At 62.0% G+C, this 24,834-nt stretch carries 16 protein-coding genes; 1 reads left to right on the top strand and 15 read right to left on the bottom strand.

Annotated elements, in window-relative coordinates:
- Nucleotides 1-8: 8 nt before the first annotated feature.
- From AC3WWH_RS13545 to AC3WWH_RS13485, 13 genes are all read right to left on the bottom strand, one after another.
- Nucleotides 9-2,108: an ADP-ribosylglycohydrolase family protein gene (locus tag AC3WWH_RS13545; RefSeq protein WP_058321427.1), complete on the bottom strand. Its 2,100-nt coding sequence runs from the start codon at nucleotides 2,106-2,108 to the stop codon at nucleotides 9-11.
- A 16-nt stretch (nucleotides 2,109-2,124) separates the two neighbouring features.
- Nucleotides 2,125-3,330 (bottom strand): ADP-ribosylglycohydrolase family protein, encoded by a 1,206-nt coding sequence (locus AC3WWH_RS13540; protein ID WP_113399633.1) that lies wholly within the window; start codon nucleotides 3,328-3,330, stop codon nucleotides 2,125-2,127.
- On the bottom strand, nucleotides 3,320-4,741 hold the full coding sequence (locus AC3WWH_RS13535; RefSeq protein WP_492377047.1) for an extracellular solute-binding protein: 1,422 nt from the start codon (nucleotides 4,739-4,741) through the stop codon (nucleotides 3,320-3,322). The genes AC3WWH_RS13540 and AC3WWH_RS13535 overlap by 11 nt, the downstream gene beginning before the upstream one ends.
- A gap of 50 nt (nucleotides 4,742-4,791) precedes the next feature.
- Entirely contained in the window at nucleotides 4,792-5,694 is a 903-nt protein-coding gene (locus tag AC3WWH_RS13530) for a carbohydrate ABC transporter permease (protein ID WP_113399637.1), read from the bottom strand.
- Complete coding sequence (locus tag AC3WWH_RS13525) at nucleotides 5,694-6,659, bottom strand: ABC transporter permease (RefSeq protein WP_082640721.1); 966 nt, start codon at nucleotides 6,657-6,659, stop codon at nucleotides 5,694-5,696. Before AC3WWH_RS13525 ends, AC3WWH_RS13530 begins: the two co-directional genes overlap by 1 nt.
- A 3-nt stretch (nucleotides 6,660-6,662) precedes the next feature.
- Nucleotides 6,663-7,712 carry a LacI family DNA-binding transcriptional regulator gene (locus tag AC3WWH_RS13520; protein ID WP_058321425.1) on the bottom strand — a complete coding sequence of 350 codons (1,050 nt, stop codon included), beginning with the start codon at nucleotides 7,710-7,712 and terminating at the stop codon, nucleotides 6,663-6,665.
- A 386-nt stretch (nucleotides 7,713-8,098) separates the two neighbouring features.
- A complete protein-coding gene (locus AC3WWH_RS13515; protein ID WP_492377046.1) occupies nucleotides 8,099-9,718 on the bottom strand; it encodes a dihydroxyacetone kinase subunit DhaK in 1,620 nt (539 codons plus the stop codon).
- A 10-nt stretch (nucleotides 9,719-9,728) separates the two neighbouring features.
- Nucleotides 9,729-10,724, bottom strand: coding sequence for an ABC transporter ATP-binding protein (locus tag AC3WWH_RS13510; protein ID WP_058321423.1), 996 nt, complete (start codon nucleotides 10,722-10,724; stop codon nucleotides 9,729-9,731).
- Nucleotides 10,717-11,814: an ABC transporter ATP-binding protein gene (locus tag AC3WWH_RS13505; RefSeq protein ID WP_058321422.1), complete on the bottom strand. Its 1,098-nt coding sequence runs from the start codon at nucleotides 11,812-11,814 to the stop codon at nucleotides 10,717-10,719. Before AC3WWH_RS13505 ends, AC3WWH_RS13510 begins: the two co-directional genes overlap by 8 nt.
- Before the next feature lie 4 nt (nucleotides 11,815-11,818).
- On the bottom strand, nucleotides 11,819-12,007 hold the full coding sequence (locus AC3WWH_RS13500) for a hypothetical protein (RefSeq protein WP_058321421.1): 189 nt from the start codon (nucleotides 12,005-12,007) through the stop codon (nucleotides 11,819-11,821).
- The gene (locus tag AC3WWH_RS13495; protein WP_113399636.1) at nucleotides 12,004-12,942 is read right to left on the bottom strand and encodes a carbohydrate ABC transporter permease; all 939 of its coding nucleotides are present in this window, start codon (nucleotides 12,940-12,942) and stop codon (nucleotides 12,004-12,006) included. The genes AC3WWH_RS13500 and AC3WWH_RS13495 overlap by 4 nt, the downstream gene beginning before the upstream one ends.
- On the bottom strand, nucleotides 12,939-13,886 hold the full coding sequence (locus AC3WWH_RS13490) for a carbohydrate ABC transporter permease (protein WP_057249298.1): 948 nt from the start codon (nucleotides 13,884-13,886) through the stop codon (nucleotides 12,939-12,941). The genes AC3WWH_RS13495 and AC3WWH_RS13490 overlap by 4 nt, the downstream gene beginning before the upstream one ends.
- 191 nt (nucleotides 13,887-14,077) lie before the next feature.
- Complete coding sequence (locus AC3WWH_RS13485) at nucleotides 14,078-15,412, bottom strand: ABC transporter substrate-binding protein (RefSeq protein ID WP_058321420.1); 1,335 nt, start codon at nucleotides 15,410-15,412, stop codon at nucleotides 14,078-14,080.
- 274 nt (nucleotides 15,413-15,686) lie between these two features.
- Here AC3WWH_RS13485 and AC3WWH_RS13480 point away from each other — a divergent pair, with 274 nt between their 5' ends.
- Entirely contained in the window at nucleotides 15,687-16,715 is a 1,029-nt protein-coding gene (locus AC3WWH_RS13480; RefSeq protein ID WP_058321419.1) for a LacI family DNA-binding transcriptional regulator, read from the top strand.
- Between the two features lie 121 nt (nucleotides 16,716-16,836).
- On the opposite strand, the gene AC3WWH_RS13475 is transcribed toward AC3WWH_RS13480, so the two are convergent.
- Both AC3WWH_RS13475 and AC3WWH_RS13470 read right to left on the bottom strand, forming a co-directional pair.
- Entirely contained in the window at nucleotides 16,837-24,003 is a 7,167-nt protein-coding gene (locus tag AC3WWH_RS13475; protein WP_492377102.1) for a tetratricopeptide repeat protein, read from the bottom strand.
- A complete protein-coding gene (locus AC3WWH_RS13470; protein ID WP_058321417.1) occupies nucleotides 24,003-24,833 on the bottom strand; it encodes a polysaccharide deacetylase family protein in 831 nt (276 codons plus the stop codon). Before AC3WWH_RS13470 ends, AC3WWH_RS13475 begins: the two co-directional genes overlap by 1 nt.
- Nucleotide 24,834 lies beyond the last annotated feature (1 nt).

The raw sequence follows: 24,834 nt of genomic DNA, 5'->3' as shown, positions 1-24,834 counted from the left end.
TCACGCGGTTAGTGCTCGGCGACCTCGAGCCGGCCGATCGACATGCGTCCAGCCGAGGCCATGCGTAGACCCGCCATGCCGTAGCTGAGCGTCGCATCATCCGCTTGGAGCACCCGCTCGCCATCGACGAAAAACGTCAGCTTGCCGCCTTCGACCGTGAGATCGACCGCGTAACTCCGGCCGTATTCGATACGGAATGGGCTGCGCGCGAGGATCGTGGTGCCGTGATTTTCCAGAAGGATCACGGCCTCGCCATTCTCAAAACCGGCGGCATAGAAGCGGCTTGTCCCTTGAGCGCGTGCCACCACCAGATGCGAGGCGCCGGAGAGCGGCTGAAGCTCCGCGACGACACTGACGTCCCGCAGGTAGGCATTGCCGGTCCAGGCATCCGCGTCGGTCGCCGTATGCGCATGGATGCGCCCCTGCTGCAGGCTCCAATGGCCACGGTTCCAGGTGAAGCGGGTAATGCCGCCCCATTCGTGCACTTCTTTCGCAGGGTCGATCACGGCACGTCCCTTGCCGGATACGGAGAAGTCCGCCAGGAACAGCCGGCCGAGGAACTTCAAGCGCCCGAAATATTCGACCAGGATACCGATCTCATCGACCGCCTCGCCGTTGCCATCGGGGATGGTGAATTCGTAGTCCTGCCAGCCGCTCGCCGAGGGCACGTGCCAGGCGCTCGTTTCCTGAATGGTGCCGGTCATGGCACGACGGACGTAGGACGCTACGCGCAAGTTGCCGTCGCCGTTCCACGGGTCGAGCCAGAGCTTGAACTTCACCGTCTGGCCGTCATCGGCAAGCGGCGTGAACATCGGGCGGTAGCGCTCGTCGTCGAAGTCGGAGCGGCGATAGAAGGGCTTCCAAAAGATCCGCCCACCCTGCCCGCGTTCCAGCCGGTCGAGCAGGATTTCTAGCGATGCCTTGGCGTTCTCCGTATGACGCTCCGCCGATGCCTTGACGGCAATCTGGTTGAACGGCTCGGTGCGGAACCCATGGGTCGCGCCGGGAGCGTCGAAGTCGAAACGCACGCCGCGACGCTCGAAATCCTCGACCCAGAGCGCCGGGGCCTCCCGTCCCTGCAGGCGGAGCGCAAGCACCGTCAGCTCGCGGGCAAAAGAGGGAATATCAACGACGTTGATCGTGCCGGTAACGCCCGAGGCGACGACGAAATCGTTGATCGGCTTGCGGTATTTGTCCCAGCTCGGCTGCACCTGCTGCAGGGTGCCGACGATCGCACCGGCATTGCCGGCATTGCAGTCCGTATCCCAGCCGGCCATCGTCGCGATTTCGACCGTGCGCGGCAGGTCGCCCTGACCATAGATCAGCGCCATGACGAGAACGCCGGCGTTCGGAATGATGTGGCAGACGCCGGGATAGCGGTCATAGCCCCATTCCGCAGTCAGCATGTCGCGGCAGGCGCGCCAGTCATTCGGGTTGCTGTCGTGGAAACGAAGGACTGCGCGAGAAACCTTGGCATAGAGCGAATCGGCCAGGATCGTCGCGAGGCCCGTCTCGACGACTTCCTCGATGCTTTTTGCAACGAAGGCCTGGGCGATCGCCGCGGCGCAGAAACGCGCGCCGTTCAATCCTTCGCCGTCATGCGCGACACTTGCCGCGCGCGCCGAGGCCTCAGCCGCCGTCTTGGGATCGGCCGGATGCACCCAGCCCCAGCTATCGATGAAGATCTGGCCGCCGATCTGCTCGGCAACCGTGGTGCCGTTCTGGGCGATCGAGCCGGACTGCGGCGCCGGGATGCCGGCCCGAAGGTTCTGGTAGGCGGTATGCTCGGTCGAATTGCCGAAGCCGCCCCACCAATACATGCCGTGTTCCTCGGCCGCATAGTTCAGCCAGGTCTTGCCGACCTCTTCCGCGGTCGCGCCGAGACCGTAGTCGCGCAGCGCCCGGATGAAATAGACCGGACCGTTGGTGTCATCGTCCGCCGCGAAATTCTTGAAATCGCGCAGATATTCCGTCACCTCGCCATAGGTGTCGCGGATGCGTTCATAGCTCCAGATGGTCGGCTCGACGGGCGCGCCGAGGCGCACGCCGATCGCCTTGCCGATGAAACCGGAATAGATCCGCTCGAAGATTTCTGTGGTGCTGAGCATCGGATGCTTTCAAAGACTAGAGACTGGAAACCTGGGTGAGTTCGGGGACGGCAACGAGGCCCGCGCGTGCCTGCGCCCGCGCTGTTTCTCGGCTGCGGTCTGCCGCCTGGATTGCTGTCACCGTTTCGGTGAAGGCATCGGCGGAGCCGAAGAGGTCGAGCTTGTTGACGCGGTCGAGCTGGGAGGCCATCGGCCGGTCAATAATGCTTTCGCCATGCATGGCGCCGAGGATCGCGCCGGCCATGACGCCGATCGAATCCGTGTCGCGGCCGGAATTGATGCCGTCGACGATCGTCTTGTAGAAATCCCCGTCATTGACGACGGCAAAGCCGAGGGCCAGCGGCAATTCCTCGATCGCGTGGAGGCGCGACGGCTGGTAGGCGTCGGTGGCAATGCCGGCCTTCTGCGGCGTATGCTGCACATTGTCGCCCATCGGCGAATAGCGGGCGATGATCCGGTGAAACTCGGCGACGACCGTCTGATGGTCCGCGCCCCTCAGTGAGCGCGCGGCGCCCAGGATGTCGGCGATCGCATCACGCGTACCGTCCTTGGCAACGGCAAGCGTTTCTTCGATGACGGTGTCGAGCGTGGTTCCCGGCACGAAAGCGGCGGCAACGGCAGCCGCAAGCACGCCGGCAGCCTCGAGACCGAAACTCTGCTGGTGGCCGGAGGCAAAGGCGATCGCCTCGTCATAGGCTGCCTTCGGATCGCAGGCGTTCGCCACGCCGATCGGCGCGATGTACATGGCCGCTCCGCAATTCACCATGTTGCCGACGCCACCCTGTCGCGGGTCGCAGCCGGAAAGCTGATGGCGCTGAAAGATCCACTTTTCCGGATAGAACAGTCGCTCGATCAGCATCGTCTCGCGCTGCAATTCCGGCACCCAGCGCGGCGTCCAGGCGATCTCGCGCACCATGCCGGAAGCCATGTCCCAGGCATCAAGGTGACGCTTGACGTCGTCGTAGATCGACATGACGCAGAGCGTCATCAGCGTATCGTCGGTGACGATGCCGCCGCCGCGGACACGGCCGTTACGGGCCGCTTCGCTCTGCTTCATCCGGTGCCATTCGGTATCGAGCGACGTCACCCGGCCATAGCGCTCGCGAATTTCTGCGGCGGAGAGTTTTTCGACCGGCGCCCCGATGGCGTCGCCGTAAGCGACGCCAAAGAGAAGCGCCCGGACCCTTCCCCTAAGGGAGAGCCCTGCAGCATCATTTGTCATTGAGAACCGTCCTTGCATATTCGGTCATCTTCTCGCCGCCGGCACCGTTCCATTCGGAAACGAACTGGTCCCATTGGTCCATCTTGGCTTCACCGGAGACGAACTTGTACACCCAGGCCCGGTAGACGTTTTCGGTGGCATCGATGTCGGTGGCGTAGTCGGCAGGCCAGACGAAGGCATTGTCCGGCTTGAAGTCGGCTGAGATCGTCTTCAGCGATTGTTGCGCGGCCTCACTTAGCCACTGCACCGGCGGCTGCCAGTTTGCGGCAACGAGGAAGCGAGCATACCAGGTGGCGAGCTTGTCGGTCGGTTTGATGGTCTCGCCGTCCTTGGTGTACTGCTCGCCTTCGAAGCCGAGCCGCTCGATCGCCTGGCCCTCGGGGCTGGCGATAAAATCGAGCAGCTTGACCACCTCTTCCTTGTGTTCAGAAGTCGTCGCGATGGCGAGGCCGCGGGATTCCTTGGAGACGTCGAGCGCCATCAGCCCCTGACCGGACGGCCCCTTCGGCGGAGACAGCAGGCTCAGCGTCACGTCAGGATGGGCTTGGCGCATCTTGCCGCCATAGATGTCGATGACCTCAGCGGAAGAGCCGAAGATCACGCCGGCGCGGCCGGAATAGAATTTGTCTTCCTTCACGTCCCACTTGGTGGTGATGAACTCCGGGTCATAGAGGCCCTGCTCGCGAAGCGAGGCATAGAAGGCGATCTTCGCCTTTTCCGCTGCCGAGACGCGCGCATGGATCCATTCACCGGCATCGTTCTTCAGCCAGGTGCCGGTGACGCCGAAGGCCTGGTTGAAGATCGCATCGAGCTCCTGGGTGTTGTCGGCAGTGGTGACGCCGTAGCTATCGGCATTGCCGTTGCCGTCGAGATCGCCGTCCTTGATCGCCTTGAAGAGGGTGACGTAATCGTCTGTCGTCTTCGGCGCGGCGACGCCCGATTTTTCGAGCCAATCAGCGCGGATGACCGGCTGCGGCATGCGTGGCGGATAGACATAGAGCAGATAGGGATAGTTCTTCAGCCGCTCGACATTGTGCGGAAAAAGCGCGTCCTTGAGATAGGTCGTCTTCGGCAGCCAGTTGTTCCAGTCTTCCAGCACGCCCTGTTCTGCCATCTTGGCGTCGCCGCCCTGGAAATAGATGAGATCCGGGATATCGCCTGACAGAAGCATGGCGCTGAGCTTGTCGGCGTAACCCGAGGACGGCAGGTCGATGACCTGAATGTGGATGTCGGTGCCCTTGGCCTTCAGCGCCTCCTCGTAGGCCTTCATGAGCTTGACGTCGTCAGGATTGCTCGTCGTGAGGTCCTTCGAGACGACGCGGATCGTTACCGGATCGGCGAAGGCGGGCATCGCGACGCTCGCCATCAGTGCCACGGCGGTCGTTGCGCCAAGGATCAGTCTTCCAAGCATGTTTGTTCCTCCCAATATGCTTTGGCCATTTATGTTTCGGTTCGACATCGTCAGCCCTTCAGCGCACCGCTCATGGTGCCCTTGGTGAAGAACTTCAGGATGAGCGGGTAGATCGCGAGGATCGGCGCGATGGTGAGCAGGATCATGCCGGCCTTCAGCGCACGGATGTTGATCTGGCTGGCACCCGTGTAGGTGTTGCTTTCGACCACCCCGACCATGGCGAGTTTGTCGCCCTCGACCACGAACTGGCGCAGCACCACCTGCAGCGGCCACTTCGACTGGTCGTTGAGGTAGATCATCGCCCGGAAAAACTCGTTCCAGTGGAAGACGAAATAGAAGAGCGCGATGGTCGCGAGCGCCGATTTGGCGAGCGGCAGCGCCACGTACCAGAATATCTGGAACGGATTGGCGCCGTCGAGCTCGGAGGCCTCGATCAGTTCCTTCGGCACCTCCTCGAAGAAGCGCACCAGGATGATCAGGTACCAGGCGTTGACCACCTTGAAGAGGATCAGCGACCAGTAACTGTCGAGCAGACCGAGGCGCTTGTTGATGAAATAGTCCGGGATGATGCCGGGCTCGAAGACGATCGTGACCAGCACGAAGACGAAGATGATACGCCGGCCCGGCAGACCGGGACGAGAAAGCGCCCAGGCCATCAGCGCCGTCATGACGACGCCAAGAACCGTGCTGACCAGCGTGATGAAGATGGAGTTCACGAGGCCCCGCTGAACGGCGGAATTGTTGATCAGCAGATCCCAGACCTCGGTCGAAAACCCATTGGGGATGACCGTCAAGCCACTCATCCCTGCGACCTTGCCCGGGTCGGAGAATGAAATGGCGAGCAGGTTGAGGAGCGGCTGGACCGTCAGGACGACGAGGAACAGCAGCGTCGAGACGATGATCGCATATTCGAGCCGCTCGAGCGGCGTTCTGCGAACGTTGTGGGCGGCCATCACCATACCCCCTTGCCAGTGAGACGTTTGGAAAGAAGGTGCGCTGCGACGATCATCAGCATGCCGAGCACCGCCTTGAAGAGGCCGGCGGCCGTCGCCAGCGAGTATTCGCCGGTCTGCAGGCCGATGCGGTAGACATAGGTGTCGATGATATCGATCTTGCTGCGCACGACGTCGTTGGAGAAGTTGATCACCTGGTTGAGATCGGCATTCAGGAACATGCCGGCATTCAGGATGAAGAGCGTCGCGATCGTCGGCACGATGCCGGGAATGGTAACGTAGCGGATCTTTTGCCAGCGGTTCGCCCCATCGATCTCGGCCGCGTCGTAGAGCTCCTGGTCGATGGCGATGATGGCGGCGAGATAAAGCAGGCTGTCCCAGCCGGCCGACCGCCAGATCTCCGAGAAGACCAGCACCCAGCGGATCGAGCCGGTGTCGGTCATGAAGGAGACCGGCTGCATGCCAAAGAAACCAATGATGTCATTGACCGCGCCGTCGCTCGGCGAAAGCACCGCAATGAACACGCCGGCAATGACCACCCAGGAGAGGAAGTGCGGCAGGTAGATTGCCGACTGGATGAATTTGCGGAAGGCGCCTCCCCGGATCTCGTTGAGCAAAAGCGCGACGATGATCGGGATCGGGAAGAAGAAGACGATCTTCATCGTCGAGAGGATCAGCGTGTTCGCCAGCACCTGCCAGAAGATCGGTGACGAGAAGAGCGTCTGGAAATGCTTGATGCCGACCCAGATGTTCGGCGGGATGATACGTAGCTGCTCGAACGCAATCTTGGCTTCCCAGATCGGAAAGTAGTGAAAGATCACGAAGAAGATCAGGCCAGGAGCCATCATCAGGTAATAGGGCCACCATTGCCGAACGCTTTTGGCGAAGCTCTGGCGCCGAATTTTGGGAACGTTCCCATTTCGTGGCATAGTTGCGTTCACCGCAAGTTCGTTGCTTACCGCCATTGCCTACCTCCCTGCCGCAACACGCACGGGTGCCGAGGCTGAAACGTCGGCAAGCGAGCCGCGCTCCACCAATCGGCACGGCAGATAAATCCGCTCGCGCTGGCGCCCACCAGCAATCTGATCGATCAGGCATTCGACCGCACGAATGCCGATCTGCCGGCCGGGCTTTTCGATGGTCGTCAGGCCCGGCCAGGAAAAGGCTCCTGCCGGGATGCCGTCGAAGCCCAGTATCGAGATGTCCTCAGGACATCTCAGCCCCGCCTCGCGAACGGCTATCATGGCCCCAAGCGCCATCAGGTCGTTGGCGACGAACACGGCGCGGTTTCCTCTCCACTGCTTCGCAAGCAGGCGGGCCATCGCGCTGCGACCGCCCTCGACCGTATAGTCGGACTCTTCGACCATCAGGACTTCGGGATCGACATCGCGGGCGATGCAGTGCTCGTGGACCGAGCGCAGGAAGCGGGCGCGCGCGAGACGAGACCTCGGCCCGAGCATCAAGGCCGGCGCCGGGTGTCCGCGCTCAACGAGGATATCCATGCCGAGCCGCACCGCCTGAGCGATGTCGGAGCCGACGCTCAACGTATCGGGGAAGCGCTCGGCGCTGGAGCCGATGAAGACGAAAGGCATGCCAAAACGGTCGAGGTCGTCGAAATTATCCGCAACGGGATTGATGATCGCCCCGTCAACACGCGCCCGGCGCAGTGCGCGCAGGTGGGTCGCCTCCTTGTGCGCATCCCAATCGGACGAGAAAATCAGAAGCGAAATGTCATCCTTCGCCGCCCGATCCTGGGCGCCGCGGGCAACTTCGGCCCAGAACGGGTTGGTTATATCAGGAATGACGATGCCGAGCAGGCCGCTGCGGCCCGAACGCATGCCGACGGCAAGCTGATTGGGCTCGTAACCGGTGGCAGCAACCGCCTTCAAGACGCGGTCGCGCGCTTCCTCGGAAATATTGGCGGAGCCGCCGAGAACCCGCGCGACGGTGCTCTTCGAAACGCCTGCGCGTTTGGCGACGTCGATAATGGTCGCCCTTCGGCCCGTCCTGTTGTTCATAAAGCTTCCTCCCAAAGCTCAAGCAATGCCTCTCAAGGCATCACCTGAACTCTGTGGGAACGTTACCATGACGAAAAACACTTTGGCAATATGCAGAAGAAAATATCCCGATCTTTGCTGTTAGGCCGCCAACGGCCGAGCGGGAATGTCGATCCTGGCCCGAAATCGCACTTCGTCCGTTCACGCACTGTCGAAACGGAAGTCGCGGCTGTAGCTTTTCAGCCTCTGGCGGAGATTGGGAATGCTCGATGCCCTTAATGTCCTGGGGTCGTCTTACGATCCATCGGCGAGATGTGGCGGGCTTTCGATCAGACATAGACGGGAGGCAAGTAGCCTACGCCGCCGAACGCTAGGCTCGGCGGCGTATTGCCAGTGGTAGCGGCAAACTAGGCTGCCAGATGCTCGAACAGCCGGGCGACGGCCTCGGCACCGGGGTCGACATGGCCCTCAAGCTGCTTCGCGTTGATATAGGCCGCGCGACCGGCCTTGGCACGCGTCAGGGTGGAGGTGAAGTTCGCCCCCGTTCGTGCGGCGGCCGCTGCCGCGACCACGCTGTCGCCGAGCGCATCGAGCGCCGGAGACAGGGCATCGATCATCGTTCGGTCTCCGATCCTGGCACCGCCGATCTCCTGCATGCGCGCAAGCCCGGTTCGAAGCGCCTCGCGCATCGGTAGACCGCTTGATGCTCCGTCGCCGGCGGCTGCGAAGAAAATGGCAAGCAGCACGCCGGAGGAACCGCCCATGGTCTGGCTCAGTTCCTGGCCGATCGCCCGCAAAAGCTGAGTGTGATCGGAAAGTGGCAGCCGATCGATAGCGTTGATCAGGGCGCGAGCGGCTCCCGCCAGCGTCGAGCCCGTATCGCCATCGCCGGACTTTGCGTCGAGCGCATTGAGATCCTGCTCGGCGGCGATCAACACCTTGCAGCAATCGATCAGGAATGCACGCGTCGCCCCATGGTCGGATGCCATCGGCGTGATCGGGGTCAGGCCATCCGGCAACGCGCTGACGGCGATCGGTCGGACCTCCGAGACACCCGGCCAGGCGGCGATCGCCACCGGTGCCTTCAAGAGTTCAAGTTCCGCCTGGTCTGCTGCAAAGACCGAGACCGAGAAGCCTTGCATGTCGAGCGATGTCATCAGCGGCGCCGGACCAATCGTGTGAGTGATCCTGTTTCCGAGAGGCAAATTGATGAGGTCGTGGGCGAGCACCGACATTTCGAGAACCGAGGTGCCGCCCAGATTGTTGATCAGCGCGACATGGGCGCCTTCCCCCATGACGGCTGCCAGACGCTCAGCCATGGTCGCCACCGCCGAGCGGGCGCCCGCAAAATCGATCTGTTCGACACCGGCCTCACCATGGATGCCGAGGCCGAGCTCCGCCTTGCCCGAAGGTATCCGCGCTTCCTTTGGCGAACCCGGTACCCGGCAGGTGTCCAGCGACATGCCGATGCTGCGCGTGCCCGCGATCACCCGTTTGGCCGCCGCCGTTACCGTCTCGAGGTCCGCCCCGCGTTCGGCGAGCGCGCCGGCGATCTTGTGCACAAAAAGAGTGCCGGCAACGCCGCGCGCCTGCGGCAGGTCGGGCAGCGCGATATCGTCCCCGACGATCACCATGCTGACCTTCAGCCCGAAGGCGCGGGCGCGCTCTGCCGCAAGACCGAAATTCAGCCGGTCGCCGGTGTAGTTCTTGACGACGAGCAGGCATCCGGACGGACCGGTCACGGCGAGAATGCCGGCGAGGACGGCGTCGACGCTCGGCGAGGCGAAGACATCGCCACAGACCGCCGCCGTCAGCATGCCGCGTCCGACGAAACCGACATGAGCGGGTTCATGACCGGAACCGCCGCCCGAGACGATCGCGACCTTCGATTTATCCCAGTCGCTGCGCAACACGACCCGGATATGCGGATAGCCGTCAAGGCGGGTGAGCGCGCCGCCGGACAGGGCCAGAACACCGTCGATCGCTTCTGTCACGACATCTTCCCGTTTGTTGATGAATTGCGCCATATCGAGCTCCTTAAGCCAAACGCATGCCTGCCGCATCGAAGTAGAGCGGCTTTAAAGGTTGAATCTTGATCGTTTCACCGCCACGGAGTGGCGTGTGGGCGTCCGTGACGGTGATGAGATCGTGTTTCCTGAAGGTCAGATGCAGGCGCGTCTGGTCGCCGAGATGCTCGACGCGCTTGACCAAAGCGTCCTCCCCCGCACCCTGCTGGATGTGCTCCGGTCTGAGGCCGATGCTTGCCGCGCCTAAGGGGGCGCCGGCAAAAATGTCGGCCGGAAGCACATTGATCCGCGGCTGTCCGAGGCGCGTCGCCGCATAGACGCTGACCGGCTGCTCATACACCTCGCGCGGCGAGCCGAACTGAACGAGCTTGCCCTCATTCAGCACGCCGACATGGGTCGCCATCGTCATCGCCTCGATCTGGTCGTGGGTGACGTAGAGCAGGGTTGCGCCCGACCTTGCCTGGATGCGTTTGAGCTCGATGCGAAGATCGGCCCTGAGCTTGGCATCGAGCGAGCTCAACGGCTCGTCCATGAGGAAAATCTGCGGATCTCGGACAAGAGCACGGCCGATGGAAACGCGCTGCATCTCTCCACCTGACAGTGCCGTCGCCTTGTTGTCGAGCTTGTGCGCGATCTGGAGAACCTCGGCAACCTCCCTCACCTTCCGGTCGATCTCTTCCCTTGGCGTCTTCAGCAGCGGAGATTTCAGCGGGAACTCCAGGTTCTGACGAACGGTGAGATGTGGATAGAGCGAGTATTGTTGAAAGACCATGGCAACGTTGCGCTCGGCAGGCGCCAGTCCTCTCATCGGCTGTCCATCGATATAGACCTCACCGCGATCGGGCGTGTCCAGGCCGGAGACCATTCTCAAGGTCGTCGTCTTTCCGGCACCAGTCGGGCCGAGCAGCACGACGAACGAACCATCCGGAACCGTCAATGACACATTATCGAGAGCAACCGTGCCGGCGAACGTCTTCGTCACATTTTCCAGGACGACTTCAGCCATGTCTCAGCACTCCTTCATTGCCGTCGGATAACAGCACCTTGCCGGTTTCCGCATCGAAAACCGAAAGCGTCCTCGCGTCGAATTCGAGGCCGATCTGCTCGCCTTCCTGAACCCGGTGGCCCGATGGAATGCGTGCCTTCAGGTTGCCGTGGCTCGTTGCGAGCGTCACGATCTGGGTGGTCCCGAGATATTCGACAGCGCTGACACGGCCCCGATAGGCGCCGTCACTGACGAATTTCACATGTTCCGGCCGGACGCCAAGCGTCAGCCTTCCGGCGCGTCCTTCCCGCGAGGTCGGCACCTTGACCTCTATGCCGCCGAGATCGATAGCGCCGCCGCCCACGCCGATCATCCCCTCGAATTCCAGGAAGTTCATCGGCGGAGAACCAATGAACTGAGCCACGAACTTCGTCGCGGGCCAGTCGTAGATTTGCTGCGGCTTGCCGAACTGTTCGACGACCCCATGGTTCATGACGACGATCTTGTCGCCCATCTGCATCGCTTCGAGCTGGTCATGGGTCACATAGACGGTGGTCGCGCCCATGCGGTCGTGCAGTGCCCGCAGTTCCTCGGCCATGTGCTCGCGGAACTCGGCATCGAGCGCGCCGAGGGGTTCGTCCATGAAGAAGGCCTTGGGGCGACGCACGATTGCGCGTCCGAGCGCAACGCGCTGGCGGTCGCCGCCCGAAAGGCCGCCGACGGGCTTGTCGAGAATGTTCTCGATCTTGAGAATGCGGGCGACTTCGGCGACGCGCGACCTGACTTCCTCGCCGCGCAAGCCCTGGCTGACCAGCGGATAGGAGATGTTCTTGCGCACATTCATATGCGGATAGAGCGCAAACATCTGGAAGACGAAGGCGATGTCGCGCTTGCTGGCCGGCTTCATCCCGACCTCTTCACCGTCGATGAAGATCTCGCCGTTCGTCGGCAGTTCCAGGCCTGCCATCATGCGCAACGTTGTCGTTTTGCCGCAGCCGGATGGGCCGAGCAGCATGAAAAACTCGCCATCCTCAATGGTGAAGCTCGAGGAGCGCACCGCGGTGAAGGCGCCGAACTCCTTGCGCACATTCTGAATTCTGATCTGCGCCATCGGCTTACTCCGGAAAATGGCTGACGATGATGAACATCACCGTGCCCAGCAAGGTTATGACGAAGGACCAGGAATAGAGCACGAGCACGAAGGGCTGCATGAGCATGAAGACGCCCGCCGCAATCAGAGCCGATGCCAGCATTTCCCAGGCACCGCGGCGCAAGTGCAGCAATCCATTGAAAAATCTTGTCATTTGCGTACGGCTCCGAAGGTGATGCCGCGCAGCAGGTGTTTGCGCAGAAGAATGGTGAAGACCATGACCGGCACGAGGAACAGGGTCGCCCCGGCGGCAACTGCCGGCCAGTCCTGGCCGCTGACGCCGATGATGGTTGGAATGAAGGGGGGTGCCGTCTGGGCGTTGCCCGAGGTAAGCAGCACCGCGAAGGCGTATTCGTTCCAGGCAAAGATCAGGCAGAAGATGGCGGTGGAGGCGATGCCTGTTGCCGCCTGCGGCAACACCACCTTGTAGAACGCCTGGAAGCGGGTGTAGCCGTCGATAAGGGCCGCCTCCTCATACTCGATCGGTATCTCGTCGATGAAACCCTTCAGCAGCCAGACCGACAGCGACAGATTGACGGCCGTGTAGAGCAGGATCATGCCCGCATGGGTGTCGTTCAAACCCAGCGACCGGAACATCAGGAAAATCGGGATGGCGACGGCGATCGGCGGCATCATGCGCGTCGAGAGAATGAAGAACAGCAGATCGTCCTTCAACGGAACCTTGAAGCGCGAGAAGGCGTAGGCGGCGGCCGTGCCGAGCACAATGCAGAGCACGGTCGAGCCGAAGCCGATGATCACCGAATTGGTAAACCGCTCGGCAAAGCGCGACGGACCGGAGATGACGAGGCCATCCTTGCGAACCAGCCGGTCATACCAGGTCTGCGGCTCGCCGACCGCCTGCAATTGCTCCTCGGTAAGCCGGGTGCGCGTCGTGAAGACGTTGACATAGCCTTCCACCGTCGGCGTAAAGAAGGTCTTGGGCGGATAGGCGATCGCGTCGGCGGGCGACTTGAAGCTCGTCGCGATGATCCAGACAAGCGGCAGGATCGTGATCAGCGCGTAGCCAACGACCAGGATCCCGGCGAACCACTTTTGCCGTTGCGACGGCTCGGTAACGGAATAGCTCATCGTTGTTTGACCTTGTTCAGGGCTTTGACGTAGATCGACGCCAGTCCGAAGACGGTGACGAAGAGGATGACGGCGTAAGCGGAGGCGTAGCCGGTGCGCCACTTCTCGAAAGCTTCACGCTTCAGGTTGATCGAGGTGAGCTCGGTGATCGATCCCGGACCGCCGCCGGTCAGCTGTACGACGAGGTCGAACATCTTGAAGTTCTCGATGCCGCGGAAAAGCACAGCGAGCATCAGGAACGGCAGTACGAGCGGAATGGTGATCGTCCAGAATTGCCGCCACTTGCTGGCGCGGTCGCATTCGGCGGCCTCATAGATGCTGCTCGGAATGGAGCGAAGGCCCGCAAGGCAGATCAGCATCACGAAGGGCGTCCACATCCAGGTGTCGACGATGATGATTGCCCAGGGAGCAAGCGACACGTCGCCGATCATCGAGAAACTCGACGGATCAGCCCCTGTCAGGAAACCGACTGCGTAATTGAAGAGACCGATCTGCGGCTGGTAGAGGAAGGTCCAGAAATTGCCGACCACCGCCGGGCTCAGCATCATCGGCAGGACGATGATCGTCGTCCACAGATCGTTGCCGCGGAACTTCTTGTTGATCAGATAGGCAAGGGAAAAGCCGATCAGTACCTGAAGGACGATCGTCCAGATCAGGAAATGGGCCGTCGCCTGCATGGTCAGCCAGATGTCCTTGTCGGACAGGATGCTCAGGTAGTTCTTGAGCCCGATGAACTGGACCTCGGCATTCGGCCTGTTGACGCGAAAATTCGTAAAGCTCAGGCGGACCGTCCAGATCAGCGGAAAGATATTGACCGCGAGAAGCAGGACGATGGACGGGGCAACGAACAGCCAGGCCAGCGAGCGATCCGAGAGACCTCGGACCCGTTTGGCAAGGGCATGCGGTGTCGCTCCGGCGACCCGGTCCACTGTTGATTTCAGCATGGGTAGTTCCCTCATTTGACTGCCGCGCCGCGCAGGCCGCTGCAGCACTTTGAATTGCTGCATGTTTTCGTCCTTCAATCGACCACAATCGAAGGAACCATGCAGAAGGCGGCGACAGAACCGGGGAAAATCCCCGGCTCCGTGTCGCGCCATGGCGCGCTGGGAGGTGCACAGCCATGGCCCTTTTGGCGTCAGTACTTGCCTTCGTCGTCGAAGATCTGCGTCCAGTCCTTGACGAGACCGTCGAGTGCATCCTGCGCAGAACCCTGACCGGCAACCACATAGTCGTGGAAGCGCTTCTGCGTCGCCTGAAGCAGCGAGGCATAGGAGGGCTCGGCCCAGAAGTCCTTCACGATCGCCATGGAGTCGAGGAAGGTCTGGGCATAGGGCTGACTGGTTGCAAAGCCAGGATCTTCGACAACTTTGCGCAGCGCCGAATAGCCGCCCATCTGCCACCACTTCTGCTGGATTTCCGGTTGGGCGAACCACTTAATGTAGGCGAGCGCATCGTCCTGCTTTTCGGACGCTGAGACTACGGAGATGCCCTGGCCGCCGAGCTGCGCGAAGGCAACGCCATCGGGACCGGCCGGGTTCGGGAAATAGCCCGACTTGTCGCCACCCACATTGGCGTCGGCATTGATGCCGGGCCAGGTAAAGGCGAAGTTCATGTGAAGGGCGACCTGGCCTGACTTGTAGGCGTCGATGTCCTCGGACATGTAGGCGTCGGAATGCCCAGGCGGCGTGCAGCAGTCGTAGAGCGCCTTATAGAATTCCAGCCCCTTCACCGCCTTGGCGGAATTCACGTATCCCTCGAGCTCGTAAGGCTTGTCGGGGTTTTGATACTCGAAGCCGAAGCTATAGAGCACGTCCATCGCACCCATGGTGATGCCTTCGGATCCGCGCTCGGTATAGATCGCAGCACCATAGACCGTCTTTCCGTCGATCTCCCGTTTCTGGAAGAATTCGGCGATGTCCTTGAGTTCGGCAAAGGTCTTCGGCACGGCAAGGTCGCGACCGTACTTGCTCTTGAATTCCGCCTGCAGCTCGGGGCGGGCGAACCAGTCCTTGCGGTAGCTCCAGCCGACGACGTCGCCGAATGCCGGCAGCGCCCAGTAGTTCGGCGAGTTCTTCGGCCACTCGGCATAGCCGACGACGGTTGCCGGGATGAAGTCGCTCATCTTGATTCCTTCCTTGTCGAAGAAATCGTTGAGCTTGACGTACTGGCCGTTTTCAGCCGCACCGCCGATCCACTGGCTGTCGCCGATCATCAGGTCGCACAGCTTGCCGCCGGAGTTCAGCTCATTCAGCATGCGGTCGGCGAAGTTCGGCCATGGCACGAACTCATATTTCATCTTGATGCCGCTCTTGACCTCGAAATCCTTGCTGAGTTCGACCAAGGCGTTTGCCGGATCCCATGCCGCCCAGCAGAGCGTCAGCTCGGTTGCGCTTGCGTGGCCGGTGTTTGCGACACTTGCCGCCAGCAGGGCACCCAATGCGGCCAATGGTTTGAAATGACGAAGTTCCATAGCTGGGGCCTCCTCCCCTTTCCTCCCGACCTCCATCGGAAGCTGAAAACGCCTGTGGCGAATAGCGGACGCAAAGCGACGTTTCTTCGTGGGCAGGCCTCCCTCGCATCGCTCCGTGGCCTCACGCACTCCACTGCCGGCCACAGTATTATTAATATTGAGGTGCGCACCTCAATGCAAGCAAATTTTGAGGTGCGCACATCAATTCTTGCTTTTCGATTGCTTTTGTTGGAGGAATCGCCCTGAAGGTTCGTGAGCAAAGAGAAGCGATTGCATGCGCCCTACCGCGAAAGACCTGGCAGAGGCCGCCGGCGTGAGCCTGGCCACCGTAGACCGCGTGCTGAACGACCGACCGAATGTCAGCAAGAAGGCTTTCCGCAAGGTCAACGACGCCATCGAGCGCATCGGCTTCGTCAGGAACCCGGCGGCGGTAGCACTTGCGCGCAACAAGACCTACCGGTTTCGCTTCGTCCTTCCCGTCTCCGGCGACCAGTATCTGAGCGAACTGATTGGGCGCGTCACCGAGGCACGCGACGCGCTGCGCGCCGATTCCACCGAGGTCGAGGCCGTGCAGATCCCGATGGCAGACCCGCACCACGTCGCCAAGTATCTGAGCCTCATCGATCACGAAACTGTCGATGGCGTCGCGGTGATGGCACCGGAATCGCCACAGGTGCGCGATGCGCTGGTGCGGCTCGTGGAACGAGACGTGAAGGTCGTGCAGTTCCTGTCAGGCCAGGAACGGCTGGAAAGGGCCGACTATGTCGGCATCGACAACTTCGCGGCCGGCGCCACGGCCGGCAAGATCGCAGGCCGCTTCATCGGCAACCAGCCCGGCAAGATCATGGTCGTGGCGGAAACCATGATGGCACTCGACAGCATCCAGCGCCGTCTCGGCTTCGACAGCATCATCAACGCGCAGTTTCCACATCTTGCGTGTCTGCCCTCGCTCGAAACCTATGCCGACGAGAAACGCGCCGAACTGATCATCAACAGGACATTGCAACACAACCCCGATACGCTTGCCGTCTACGTGCTGAGTTCCGAGGCGCGGGCGCCGCTAACCGCGGTCTGGAATGCGCAAGGGCCACGCGACCTCACCGTCATTGCCCACGAGCGCACGCCCTTCAGCGAGCGCGCGCTGATGGACGAACGCATCGACGCACTGATCGCTCAGGACCCAGGCCATGCGGTCAGAAGCGCACTTCGCATTATGCGCGCCCGCGCCGACCACCGCGAGTTGCTCGCCTCGCAGGAGCGGATCCGCATCGAGATCCTGCTCAAGGAAAATCTACAGTTCTAGGGGCCATAGGCTGCGTCCGCGGCATAACCAGTTCTGCACACAAAAAGCCAAACGACGGTGAAGACGGCGCTCACGGCCGGAAGCAGCAACGACGCAAAATTCCGACGATAGTTGAATTGTGTCAAAACATTTGAGTAAGTGTCTCAACGACGCGGGGCGCCGAAAAACCTTGATTGCATTGGCGTGCCGGCAGAAGCGTGCGGCAATGCCGGACCATTGCTGTTTGGGCAGCCGAGTTGAGGCGACCGTCAATTGGCCCGACGCGAACCCCCCTCTGTCGCAATTGTGCTTCCATCAGGTAGGCAAACAGTCGAGGGTTGGTCCTTGCCAAGTCACGCACGACCCTTTGGCGTTCCGGTTGTGTCAGGGACTTAAACCTGTTGCTGAGCGCCGCAAACGCTTTGGCATTTGCGATCGATGCATCCAGCAGGAAGGTTTGCACGCTCATTTCCGGACCGGAAAGCAGGTCCGCCGACGCGAGCAAGACTGACTTCGCCTTCGCGTTGTCCCTTCTTACGAGTTGTGTGCGGCCATCGCGCTTGCCATCACGATAGGCTTCGATCAAATCGATCGCGGCAATCCGATCGCCCTCCTTGGCAGCTTTCTGCAGGACGGCGAGAGCCTTCTTGCTGCTGCGCGTGACGCCGTGACCGTAAAATAGGGCCTCGGCGACAACCGATGATGCTCCGACCACTTTCTCGTCTGCGGAGCGTTGGAGCAAGACCATGCCCGCAGCTGCATTCTTGCGGGTCTTTGTCGACGCCTTGAAGCGGCCGAGCGCCACGCTGGCACCCGGGTTCCCCATTTCGAAGGCCATCTGGTAGTACCTTTCGGCCTCCTTCGTATTGCGTGGGACAAGACGTCCGTTGTTGTAGGCATCACCGAGTCTGAGCATCGCTGAAACGCTACCCTGCTCCGCCGCGGCCTTATAATGTTTCACAGCCAGCTTCGGATCTTGCGCAGTAACTTGCCCCCCGCCGTAAATGTCACCGAGGGAGAGCAGGGCGGAAGCTGAGCCCTCAGCCGCCAGCGATGAAAGCACATTGACCGCCGAAGCGACGTCCTTCTTTATGCCCTGGCCGCGTGCTTCCATCTCGGCAAGGCGTATTTTGGCGTCCACATCGCCCTGCTCGGCTGCCTGGCGATAGTGCTCAAGCGCAGCGCTGTAGTCCGCCTTTACATCATCTCCCTCGGAATAAAGGTCGCCCAGCCGTAGATGCGCCCGGACGGATCCCAAATGCGCCGCCTTCTCAAGCGCCGAGACGGCAAGCGCTGGCTGCAAAGGGATATGTCCGGAGAGGTAGAGTTCGGCGAGTGTGACCAGGAGGTCCGGGCTCTCGCTTGCTCCGAGTGCACGAAGCTCCGCCATGCCGGCATTCACGTCTGGCTGTGTCCCCTCGCCCCTGATTGTCAGTTCGGCGACACGTAGCTGGCCTTCCAGGTTACCTTGATCTGCTGCTGTGCTATAGACCGCAAACGCCTTACCTGGATCGTCCGACCGATAGCCGTCGCCAAGCCTCAACATGGCCCTCACGCTGCCTTGATCTGCGGCTTGCTGGTAATATTGCCGAGCCCGCAGCGGATCAGCTGGCACCGTTTGACCCTTGGCGTAAAGGTCGCCCAAAGAGTAGGCCGCGCCCGCTTCACCTTGGGCGGCAAGCATCGCCAGTTCGCCGGTGGCGCCTCCCGCGTCGGGAGCCATGCCCCGGCCGAGTGCCTTCATTTCAGCGAGCCGCACCTTTGCCTCCAGGCTGCCTTGATCGGCCGCCTGGCGATAGTGCTCTAGCGCGAGGGCATAGTTGACCGTTACGGCATTCCCGGCGGCGTAGAGATCGCCGAGCCGTACATGCGCCGGCACCGAGCCGAGGCGCGCAGCGCGCTCCAAGGTTGTGATGCCGAGTTCCGGCTGCATCGGCACGCGACCGGACAAGCAGAGGTCGGCCAGCGCTTCCAGTACGTTCGGATTGTCACTTTCGGCGAGCGAACGCATCGTCGCAACGCCTTGCGGGACATCGCGTAACGTTCCTTCACCACGGATCGTCAGCTCCGCAACACGCAGGCTGCCGTCTAGACTACCCTGCTTGGCCGCTGCGCTAAAGGCGGCGAAGGCCTTGCCTGGTTCGCGACCTCGATAAACGTCGCCGAGCCGCAGCAGCGCCGTCAAACTCCCTTGTTTTGCGGCTTGTTCGTAGTAGTGGGCGGCCCGGATCGGATCATTAGGCATCACGCCTGCACGTCCATAGAGATCGCCAAGGGCGAGTGCAGCGCTGGCTTCGCCTCTGTCGGCAAGCGCCGCCAATTCGGCACTGGCGGCCTCCAGGTTCTGCTCTCCACCTTGGCCTCGGGCCTGCATCTCTGCAAGCCGTATCTTCGCCTCGACGTTGCCCTGTTCTGCCGCCCGGCGGTAGTAGCTTTGGGCCAGCGGAAAGTCGGTCGTGGCTGCCTCGCTTTGCGAATAGAAATCCCCAAGCCGCAGCAATGCGGCGACATTGCCTTGCGCGGCGGCCTGTCGATAATAGTCCGCCGCGCGGGCGCGATCGGCAGGCACAGCCTCTCCTTTGTTGTAGAGATCGCCGACGGCAAGCGACGCTTCAGCCCCGCCGCGGGCGGCAAGGTCTTCCAGCTCGGTCTTGGCAGCGGAGAGGTCCTGGGGGATGCCCTTGCCCTGCGCCCGCATTTCCGCAAGCCGAACCTTGGCCTCCAAATTGCCCCGCTCTGCCGCGCGGCGATAGTGATCGAAGGCGGCTGCAAAGTCCGTCCTCACCCCCTTGCCCGCGTAATAGAGGTCGCCCAATCGAACATTCGCCGTGGTGCTGCCTTGCGACGCGGCTTGCCGGAAATATTGCACTGCTTGGGCGGGATCAGCCGGGACAACTTTTCCGTCACCATAAAGATCACCCAATGCCAGTGAAGCCTCCTGTCGACCGGACGCAGCAAGGCTTTTAAGCTCGGCCTGGGCCGCCGCGAGGTCCTGCGGAACGCCAAGGCCCCGAGCTTTCATTTCCGCAAGCCGGACCTTCGCCTCAACGCTACCCTGGCTTGCCGCCTGACGGTAGAAGTTTTGCGCGCGAGCGTAGTCAGTCATGGCCGTCTGGCTCTTGGAGTAAAACTCGCCGAGACGTATCATCGCCGTCACGCTGCCGCGCTCGGCCGCCTGGCTATAGTACTCGACCGTGCGCCCAGGGTCGGCTTGCACAACCTCCCCCTGGCGATAGAGCTCACCGAGAGAAAGCGCGGCTACCGTCTCTCCCTTTTCTGCCAGGGCAGCCAATTCGTGTGTGGCCGATGCCACATCCCGCGCCATGCCCTGTCCCCGAGCCTTCATTTCGGCGAGCCGGACTGCGGCCTCTGTGTTCCCCCGACCGGCAGCCTGCCGATAATAGTTTTGCGCCAGAGCAAAGTCCGCCACTGGCGACCCGCTTTCGGAGTAATAGCTCCCCAGTCTCAGCAACGCGGTAATACTGCCGTTCTGGGCGGCCTGCCGGTAGTAATGCAGCGCTCTCACCGGATCGGCTGGGACCACGTCTCCCGCGCCATAAAGGTCCCCAAGCGAGATCGCAGCGGCGGTCTCTCCCCTGTCGGCGAGCGCAATCAATTCACGCGTTGCCGTTGCTACGTCGCGGGCAGTCCCCTGGCCCCGCGCCGTCATTTCAGCCATCCGGATCTTTGCCTCGTTGCTGCCGCGCTCTGCCGCCTGGCGATATTGGTCGAACGCTCCGGCGTAGTTCGTCGCCAAAAGACCGCCAGCAGAGTAAAGATTGGCCAAGCGAAGATGTGCGGTGGCGCTTCCCTGCGAGATCGCCTGCCTATAGTAGTTGACGGCGGCTGATGGATCTTGAGGTACGACCTTTCCTTCAGCATAAAGATCACCAAGGGCGAGGGACGCGCTGGCCTCCCCTCCCTTGGCAAGCGTCGCCAGATCGGCGGTGGCAGCCGTCACGTCTTGCTGGACGCCCTGCCCTCTTGCCTCCATCTCCGCGAGCCGCACCCTTGCCTCAACGCTACCAAGCTCTCCGGCGCGGCGATAATAGCCGGCAGCAAGGGTTGGGTCGGCAGGCACGACCTGTCCATTGCTGTAGAGTTCGCCAAGCGCAATCGCTGCGGCTTTTTCTCCTCCTTTTGCCAGGGCGGTCAATTCGCTTGTCGCCGACGCGATATCCGGCGCCATACCCTGGCCGCGCGCCTTCATTTCGGCGAGCCGAACCTTCGCCACCAAATTCCCTCGTTCAGCAGCGCGGCGGTAGTGGTCTAGCGCTGCCGCGTAATCCGTCGCCGATGTGGTGCCGGCGGAATAGAGGTCGCCAAGCCGCAAATACGCAGTCATGCTGCCTTGCGTGGCCGCCTGGCGATAATATTGCAAACCCTGCGTCGGATTGACCGGTACGGCTTCTCCCCTGCCATAGAGGTCGCCCAACGCCAGCGCGGCAGCCGTCTCACCCCGCTGCGCGAGCTCGGTCAGTTCCCGGGTCGCGGCCACAACGTCCCGCGCAATACCTTGCCCGCGTGCTTGCATTTCGGCGAGCCGGATCTTGGCGCTCACATTCCCCCGGCCGACCGCTTGACGGTAAAAGTCCTGCGCAAGCCCGTAGTCGAGCATCGTCGGTTGGCCTTGTGAATAAAAGTCGCCGAGCCGCAACAAGGCGGTCACGCTGCCCCCATCGGCAGCCTGCCGATACTGGCTGAGAGCTTTCTCAGGATCGAACGCGACGACTTCGCCCCTACCATAGAGGTCGCCGAGAGCCAGTGAGGCATCTGCCTCGCCCGCAGTTGCGAGCTGCTCGAGTCCGGCTTTCGCGGCGGCGATGTCCTGGTGGATGCCGCGCCCCCGCGACTTCATCTCCGCCACCCGTATCTTTGCGTTGACGTTTCCTGCATCTGCGGCCTGGCGATAGAACTCGATGGCGCGCGCGTAATCGGCGGCGGTCCGTTCACCGTCGGAATAAAGGTCGCCAAGGCGAAGAAGCGCCGTGACACTGCCCTGTGCAACTGCCTGCTGATAGTAGAAGAGGGCCTGAGCCGGCTCGGCTGCCAGAGCCTGTCCGTCACTGTATAGATTGCCGAGCGATAGCGAAGCGCCCGCGTCCCCGGTCGACGCGAGAGAATCCAACTCTGCCTTCGCGGCTGCAACGTCCTGCGTTGTGCCGCGTCCTCTCGCCTTCATTTCCGCGAGCCGCACCTTCGCACCGACGTTTCCCCTCGCCGCTGCCTGCTCATAGCTTACTCTTGCGGCCCTATAGTCGCCCGTTAGTGCGCCCTGGGTGAGGTAGAGATCGCCCAGTCGAAGCAAGGCCGTTATGCTTCCAAGCGCGGCAGCGTGCTGGTAATATGCGGTTGCGCGTGCCGGATCCGCCCGGGTGACTTCCCCGGAGTAATAGAGATCACCCAAGCTAAGGGCGGCAGCCGGTTCACTCCGTTCGGCAAGCGAGGTCAAAATTCGCATCGCCGTCGATACGTTGCGAACGCCCCCCTGCCCGTGAGCCGCCATTTCTGCGAGCCGCACCTGGGCGCTCACGCTTCCTCTGCTGACGGCGCGCCGATAGTAGTCCTGCGCGAGGGTATAGTCTGGCGTAGCCCTACCGTTGCCGGCGTAGAGATCGCCAAGCCGTGTCAGCGCAGCGACGCTTCCTTGATCGACAGCACGCCGATAGTGGAGCCAGGCTTGGGCAGGATCGGCTGGCATGACATCCCCACGGGCGTAGAAATCACCCAAAAGAAGGGATGCCTCCCCCTCGCCGCGGGCTGCAAGGTTTTCCAGTTCAACTTTGGCAGCGGCGACATCCTGTGGCACGCCTCGGCCCATGGCCATCATTTCTGCCAACCGGACCTTTGCACTGACGCTGCCCCTAGCGATTGCGGCACGATAGTATTCCAACGCACGTCCGTACTCGGGTCGGGATAACTCGCCTTGCGAATGGAATTCCCCGAGCCGGAGCAACGCCGTGACACTGCCCTGAGCGGCGGCCTGTCGATAGTAGATCAGAGCCTTGGCGGGCTCGATGGCTAACGCGCGCCCTTCGCCATAGAGATCGGCAAGCGCCAAAGAGGCGCCGGCCTCTCCTGCACTTGCAAGCGTCATCAGTTCCGTCGTCGCCGTGGCAAGATCCCGCGGCATTCCGCGCCCTCGCGCCTTCATTTCCGCAAGCCGTACTCTCGCGCCTGGATTGCCGTTCGCTGCGGCCTGTTGATAGCTTTGAACGGCTGGACCATAGTCGCCAGTCACCGCCCCCTCGTCCGCATAGAGGTCTCCAAGCTGCATCAGCGCCGTCCCGCTGCCACGGGCGGCGGCCTGACGGAAGTATTTTGCCGCACGAACCGGGTCGGCCAGCACGACATCGCCTTTCAGATAGAGACTTCCAAGGGAGAGGTCGGCAATCGGCGCGCCGAGATCGGCCAGAGCCTGCAATTCGCGCACCGCCTTCGTCACGTCGCGGGCCATGCCTTGACCGCGCGCCTGCATTTCGGCAATCCGAACCTTCGCCTCCACATTTCCGTGTCCCGCAGCGAGACGGTAATGAACAAGCGCGGCGGAGTAGTCCGAAACCAGGACTGTTCCGGCGTAGTAGAGTTCGCCGAGCCTGAAGTGCGCCCTTGCGGAACCCAAATCTGCCGCCTTGCGCAGCGCCGAAACCGCGATATCGGTCTGTTCCGGTATGCGTCCGGAAAGACAAAGCTCAGCTACTAGCTCCAGCACGCTGGGATTTTCGGATTGACCGAGCACGCGCAGGCTCGCCTCGCCTGCCTTCACATCGCGTTTCGTGCCCTCACCGCGGATCATCAATTCCGCCATCCGCAACTGCGCCGCGGGGATCCCCTGATTTGCCGCCTCGGCATAAGCGGCAAATGCCTTTTCGGGGTTGCGAGGCACGAGTTCGCCACGACTGTAGAGATCACCGAGACCAAACAGCGCGCCCCGATAGCCGTAGGCCGCCGCACGTTCGTAGAGAGTAAGCACGCGGGCGCCATCGGGCGCTTCGTTGACAACCTCACCCGAGCCTCTCGGCTGCGATACCGCGACAATCGCATCCGGCCCGGCATTGCGCAGCATACCTTCATACTCGCCGAGCAGACGATCCACGGTCGTGGCATCGACCTTGCGTGCAATGTAGAGGTCAGCCAGTTGCGCCAATGCCCGGCCAAGGTTGGGCTGGAAGACAACCTGTTGCCCTCCTTCAGGCCGATCGTGTTGGGATAGAGGGTCGATCGCTGAGGTTTCCGGCGCGGCGGCAGACGCCGACCCGGCCAAGAGGACACCGACAGCGACAAGTCCGATCCAGCCCGAGGAACTCATCACGCCCCACTTTCTGATCCGGCCACTTGGCGCCTTGGAAACACCGAGCGGTGCAAGGCGCGCAGGCGTCTTGCTGCGCGCCAACCGGTGGCAATCAGCCGATCGGCTGGCGGTGCGACGGGAAGCTGCGGCGTCTCGATCATATCCAAGAGCGCGTCTGGCGTCACTTCACTGGTGACAACAATGCGAGAAAGAGCGAAGAGATCTTCCGTCTCGTCGCTGAGCGCGTGACGAACACGGCAGGCGGCGAGGTAGCCTGCATCTTTTGCAATCCTGCGCGTTGCGCGGGACGCGTAGCCATGAGGGTATGCGAATGTGGTGACTGCCGCGCCCAACCCGTCTTCCAGGGCCCTCTTGCTGTCGCGAAGCTCGCTGGTAGCCTTTCCAAAGGACAGTGTGTCAAGTTCGGGATGAGTTACAGAGTGCGCGCCGATCTCGATCCCGGCGTCGTGCAGGTCACGCAGCGCGGTCCAGTTGAGCATCGGGCGATTGCCTTCGTCGAGATCCGCAAGCCATCGGGCGGTCGCCCCCACGAAACCGGTGGCGACATAGAGTGTGGCGGCAAACTTCCGGTCGACCAGAACTGGCATCGCGCCTTCGGCAAAGTCGCGAAGTCCATCGTCGAAGGTAATGACGCAGGTGCGCGGAGGGATCGGTTGTCCGCTGCAACGCAATAGCGCAAGGTCGCGAACCGTCATTGAGCGGTAGCCGCGCTGCGTCAGGGCCTGGAGATGTGCGTCCAACTCCCGCTCGGTCACCAGCCAGCGTCGATAGGCCGGGCCGCAAGTACGGCCGACGCTGTGATAGACCAGGATCGGGATAGCTTGCATG

The sequence above is a fragment of the Ensifer sp. EB106-03-01-XG145 genome (assembly GCF_058792075.1).
This window is presented reverse-complemented; position numbering and strand designations above follow the sequence as displayed.

What these genes read in the sequence shown, in the direction of transcription:
- AC3WWH_RS13490 (WP_057249298.1), bottom strand. Translation starts at nt 13,886, where the DNA reads ATGCTGAAATCAACAGTGGACCGGGTCGCCGGAGCGACACCGCATGCC.
- AC3WWH_RS13505 (WP_058321422.1), bottom strand. Translation starts at nt 11,814, where the DNA reads ATGGCGCAGATCAGAATTCAGAATGTGCGCAAGGAGTTCGGCGCCTTC.
- AC3WWH_RS13470 (WP_058321417.1), bottom strand. Translation starts at nt 24,833, where the DNA reads ATGCAAGCTATCCCGATCCTGGTCTATCACAGCGTCGGCCGTACTTGC.
- AC3WWH_RS13495 (WP_113399636.1), bottom strand. Translation starts at nt 12,942, where the DNA reads ATGAGCTATTCCGTTACCGAGCCGTCGCAACGGCAAAAGTGGTTCGCC.
- AC3WWH_RS13515 (WP_492377046.1), bottom strand. Translation starts at nt 9,718, where the DNA reads ATGGCGCAATTCATCAACAAACGGGAAGATGTCGTGACAGAAGCGATC.
- AC3WWH_RS13485 (WP_058321420.1), bottom strand. Translation starts at nt 15,412, where the DNA reads ATGGAACTTCGTCATTTCAAACCATTGGCCGCATTGGGTGCCCTGCTG.
- AC3WWH_RS13540 (WP_113399633.1), bottom strand. Translation starts at nt 3,330, where the DNA reads ATGACAAATGATGCTGCAGGGCTCTCCCTTAGGGGAAGGGTCCGGGCG.
- AC3WWH_RS13525 (WP_082640721.1), bottom strand. Translation starts at nt 6,659, where the DNA reads ATGGCGGTAAGCAACGAACTTGCGGTGAACGCAACTATGCCACGAAAT.
- AC3WWH_RS13500 (WP_058321421.1), bottom strand. Translation starts at nt 12,007, where the DNA reads ATGACAAGATTTTTCAATGGATTGCTGCACTTGCGCCGCGGTGCCTGG.
- AC3WWH_RS13510 (WP_058321423.1), bottom strand. Translation starts at nt 10,724, where the DNA reads ATGGCTGAAGTCGTCCTGGAAAATGTGACGAAGACGTTCGCCGGCACG.
- AC3WWH_RS13535 (WP_492377047.1), bottom strand. Translation starts at nt 4,741, where the DNA reads ATGCTTGGAAGACTGATCCTTGGCGCAACGACCGCCGTGGCACTGATG.
- AC3WWH_RS13475 (WP_492377102.1), bottom strand. Translation starts at nt 24,003, where the DNA reads ATGAGTTCCTCGGGCTGGATCGGACTTGTCGCTGTCGGTGTCCTCTTG.
- AC3WWH_RS13530 (WP_113399637.1), bottom strand. Translation starts at nt 5,694, where the DNA reads ATGGCCGCCCACAACGTTCGCAGAACGCCGCTCGAGCGGCTCGAATAT.
- AC3WWH_RS13480 (WP_058321419.1), top strand. Translation starts at nt 15,687, where the DNA reads ATGCGCCCTACCGCGAAAGACCTGGCAGAGGCCGCCGGCGTGAGCCTG.
- AC3WWH_RS13545 (WP_058321427.1), bottom strand. Translation starts at nt 2,108, where the DNA reads ATGCTCAGCACCACAGAAATCTTCGAGCGGATCTATTCCGGTTTCATC.
- AC3WWH_RS13520 (WP_058321425.1), bottom strand. Translation starts at nt 7,712, where the DNA reads ATGAACAACAGGACGGGCCGAAGGGCGACCATTATCGACGTCGCCAAA.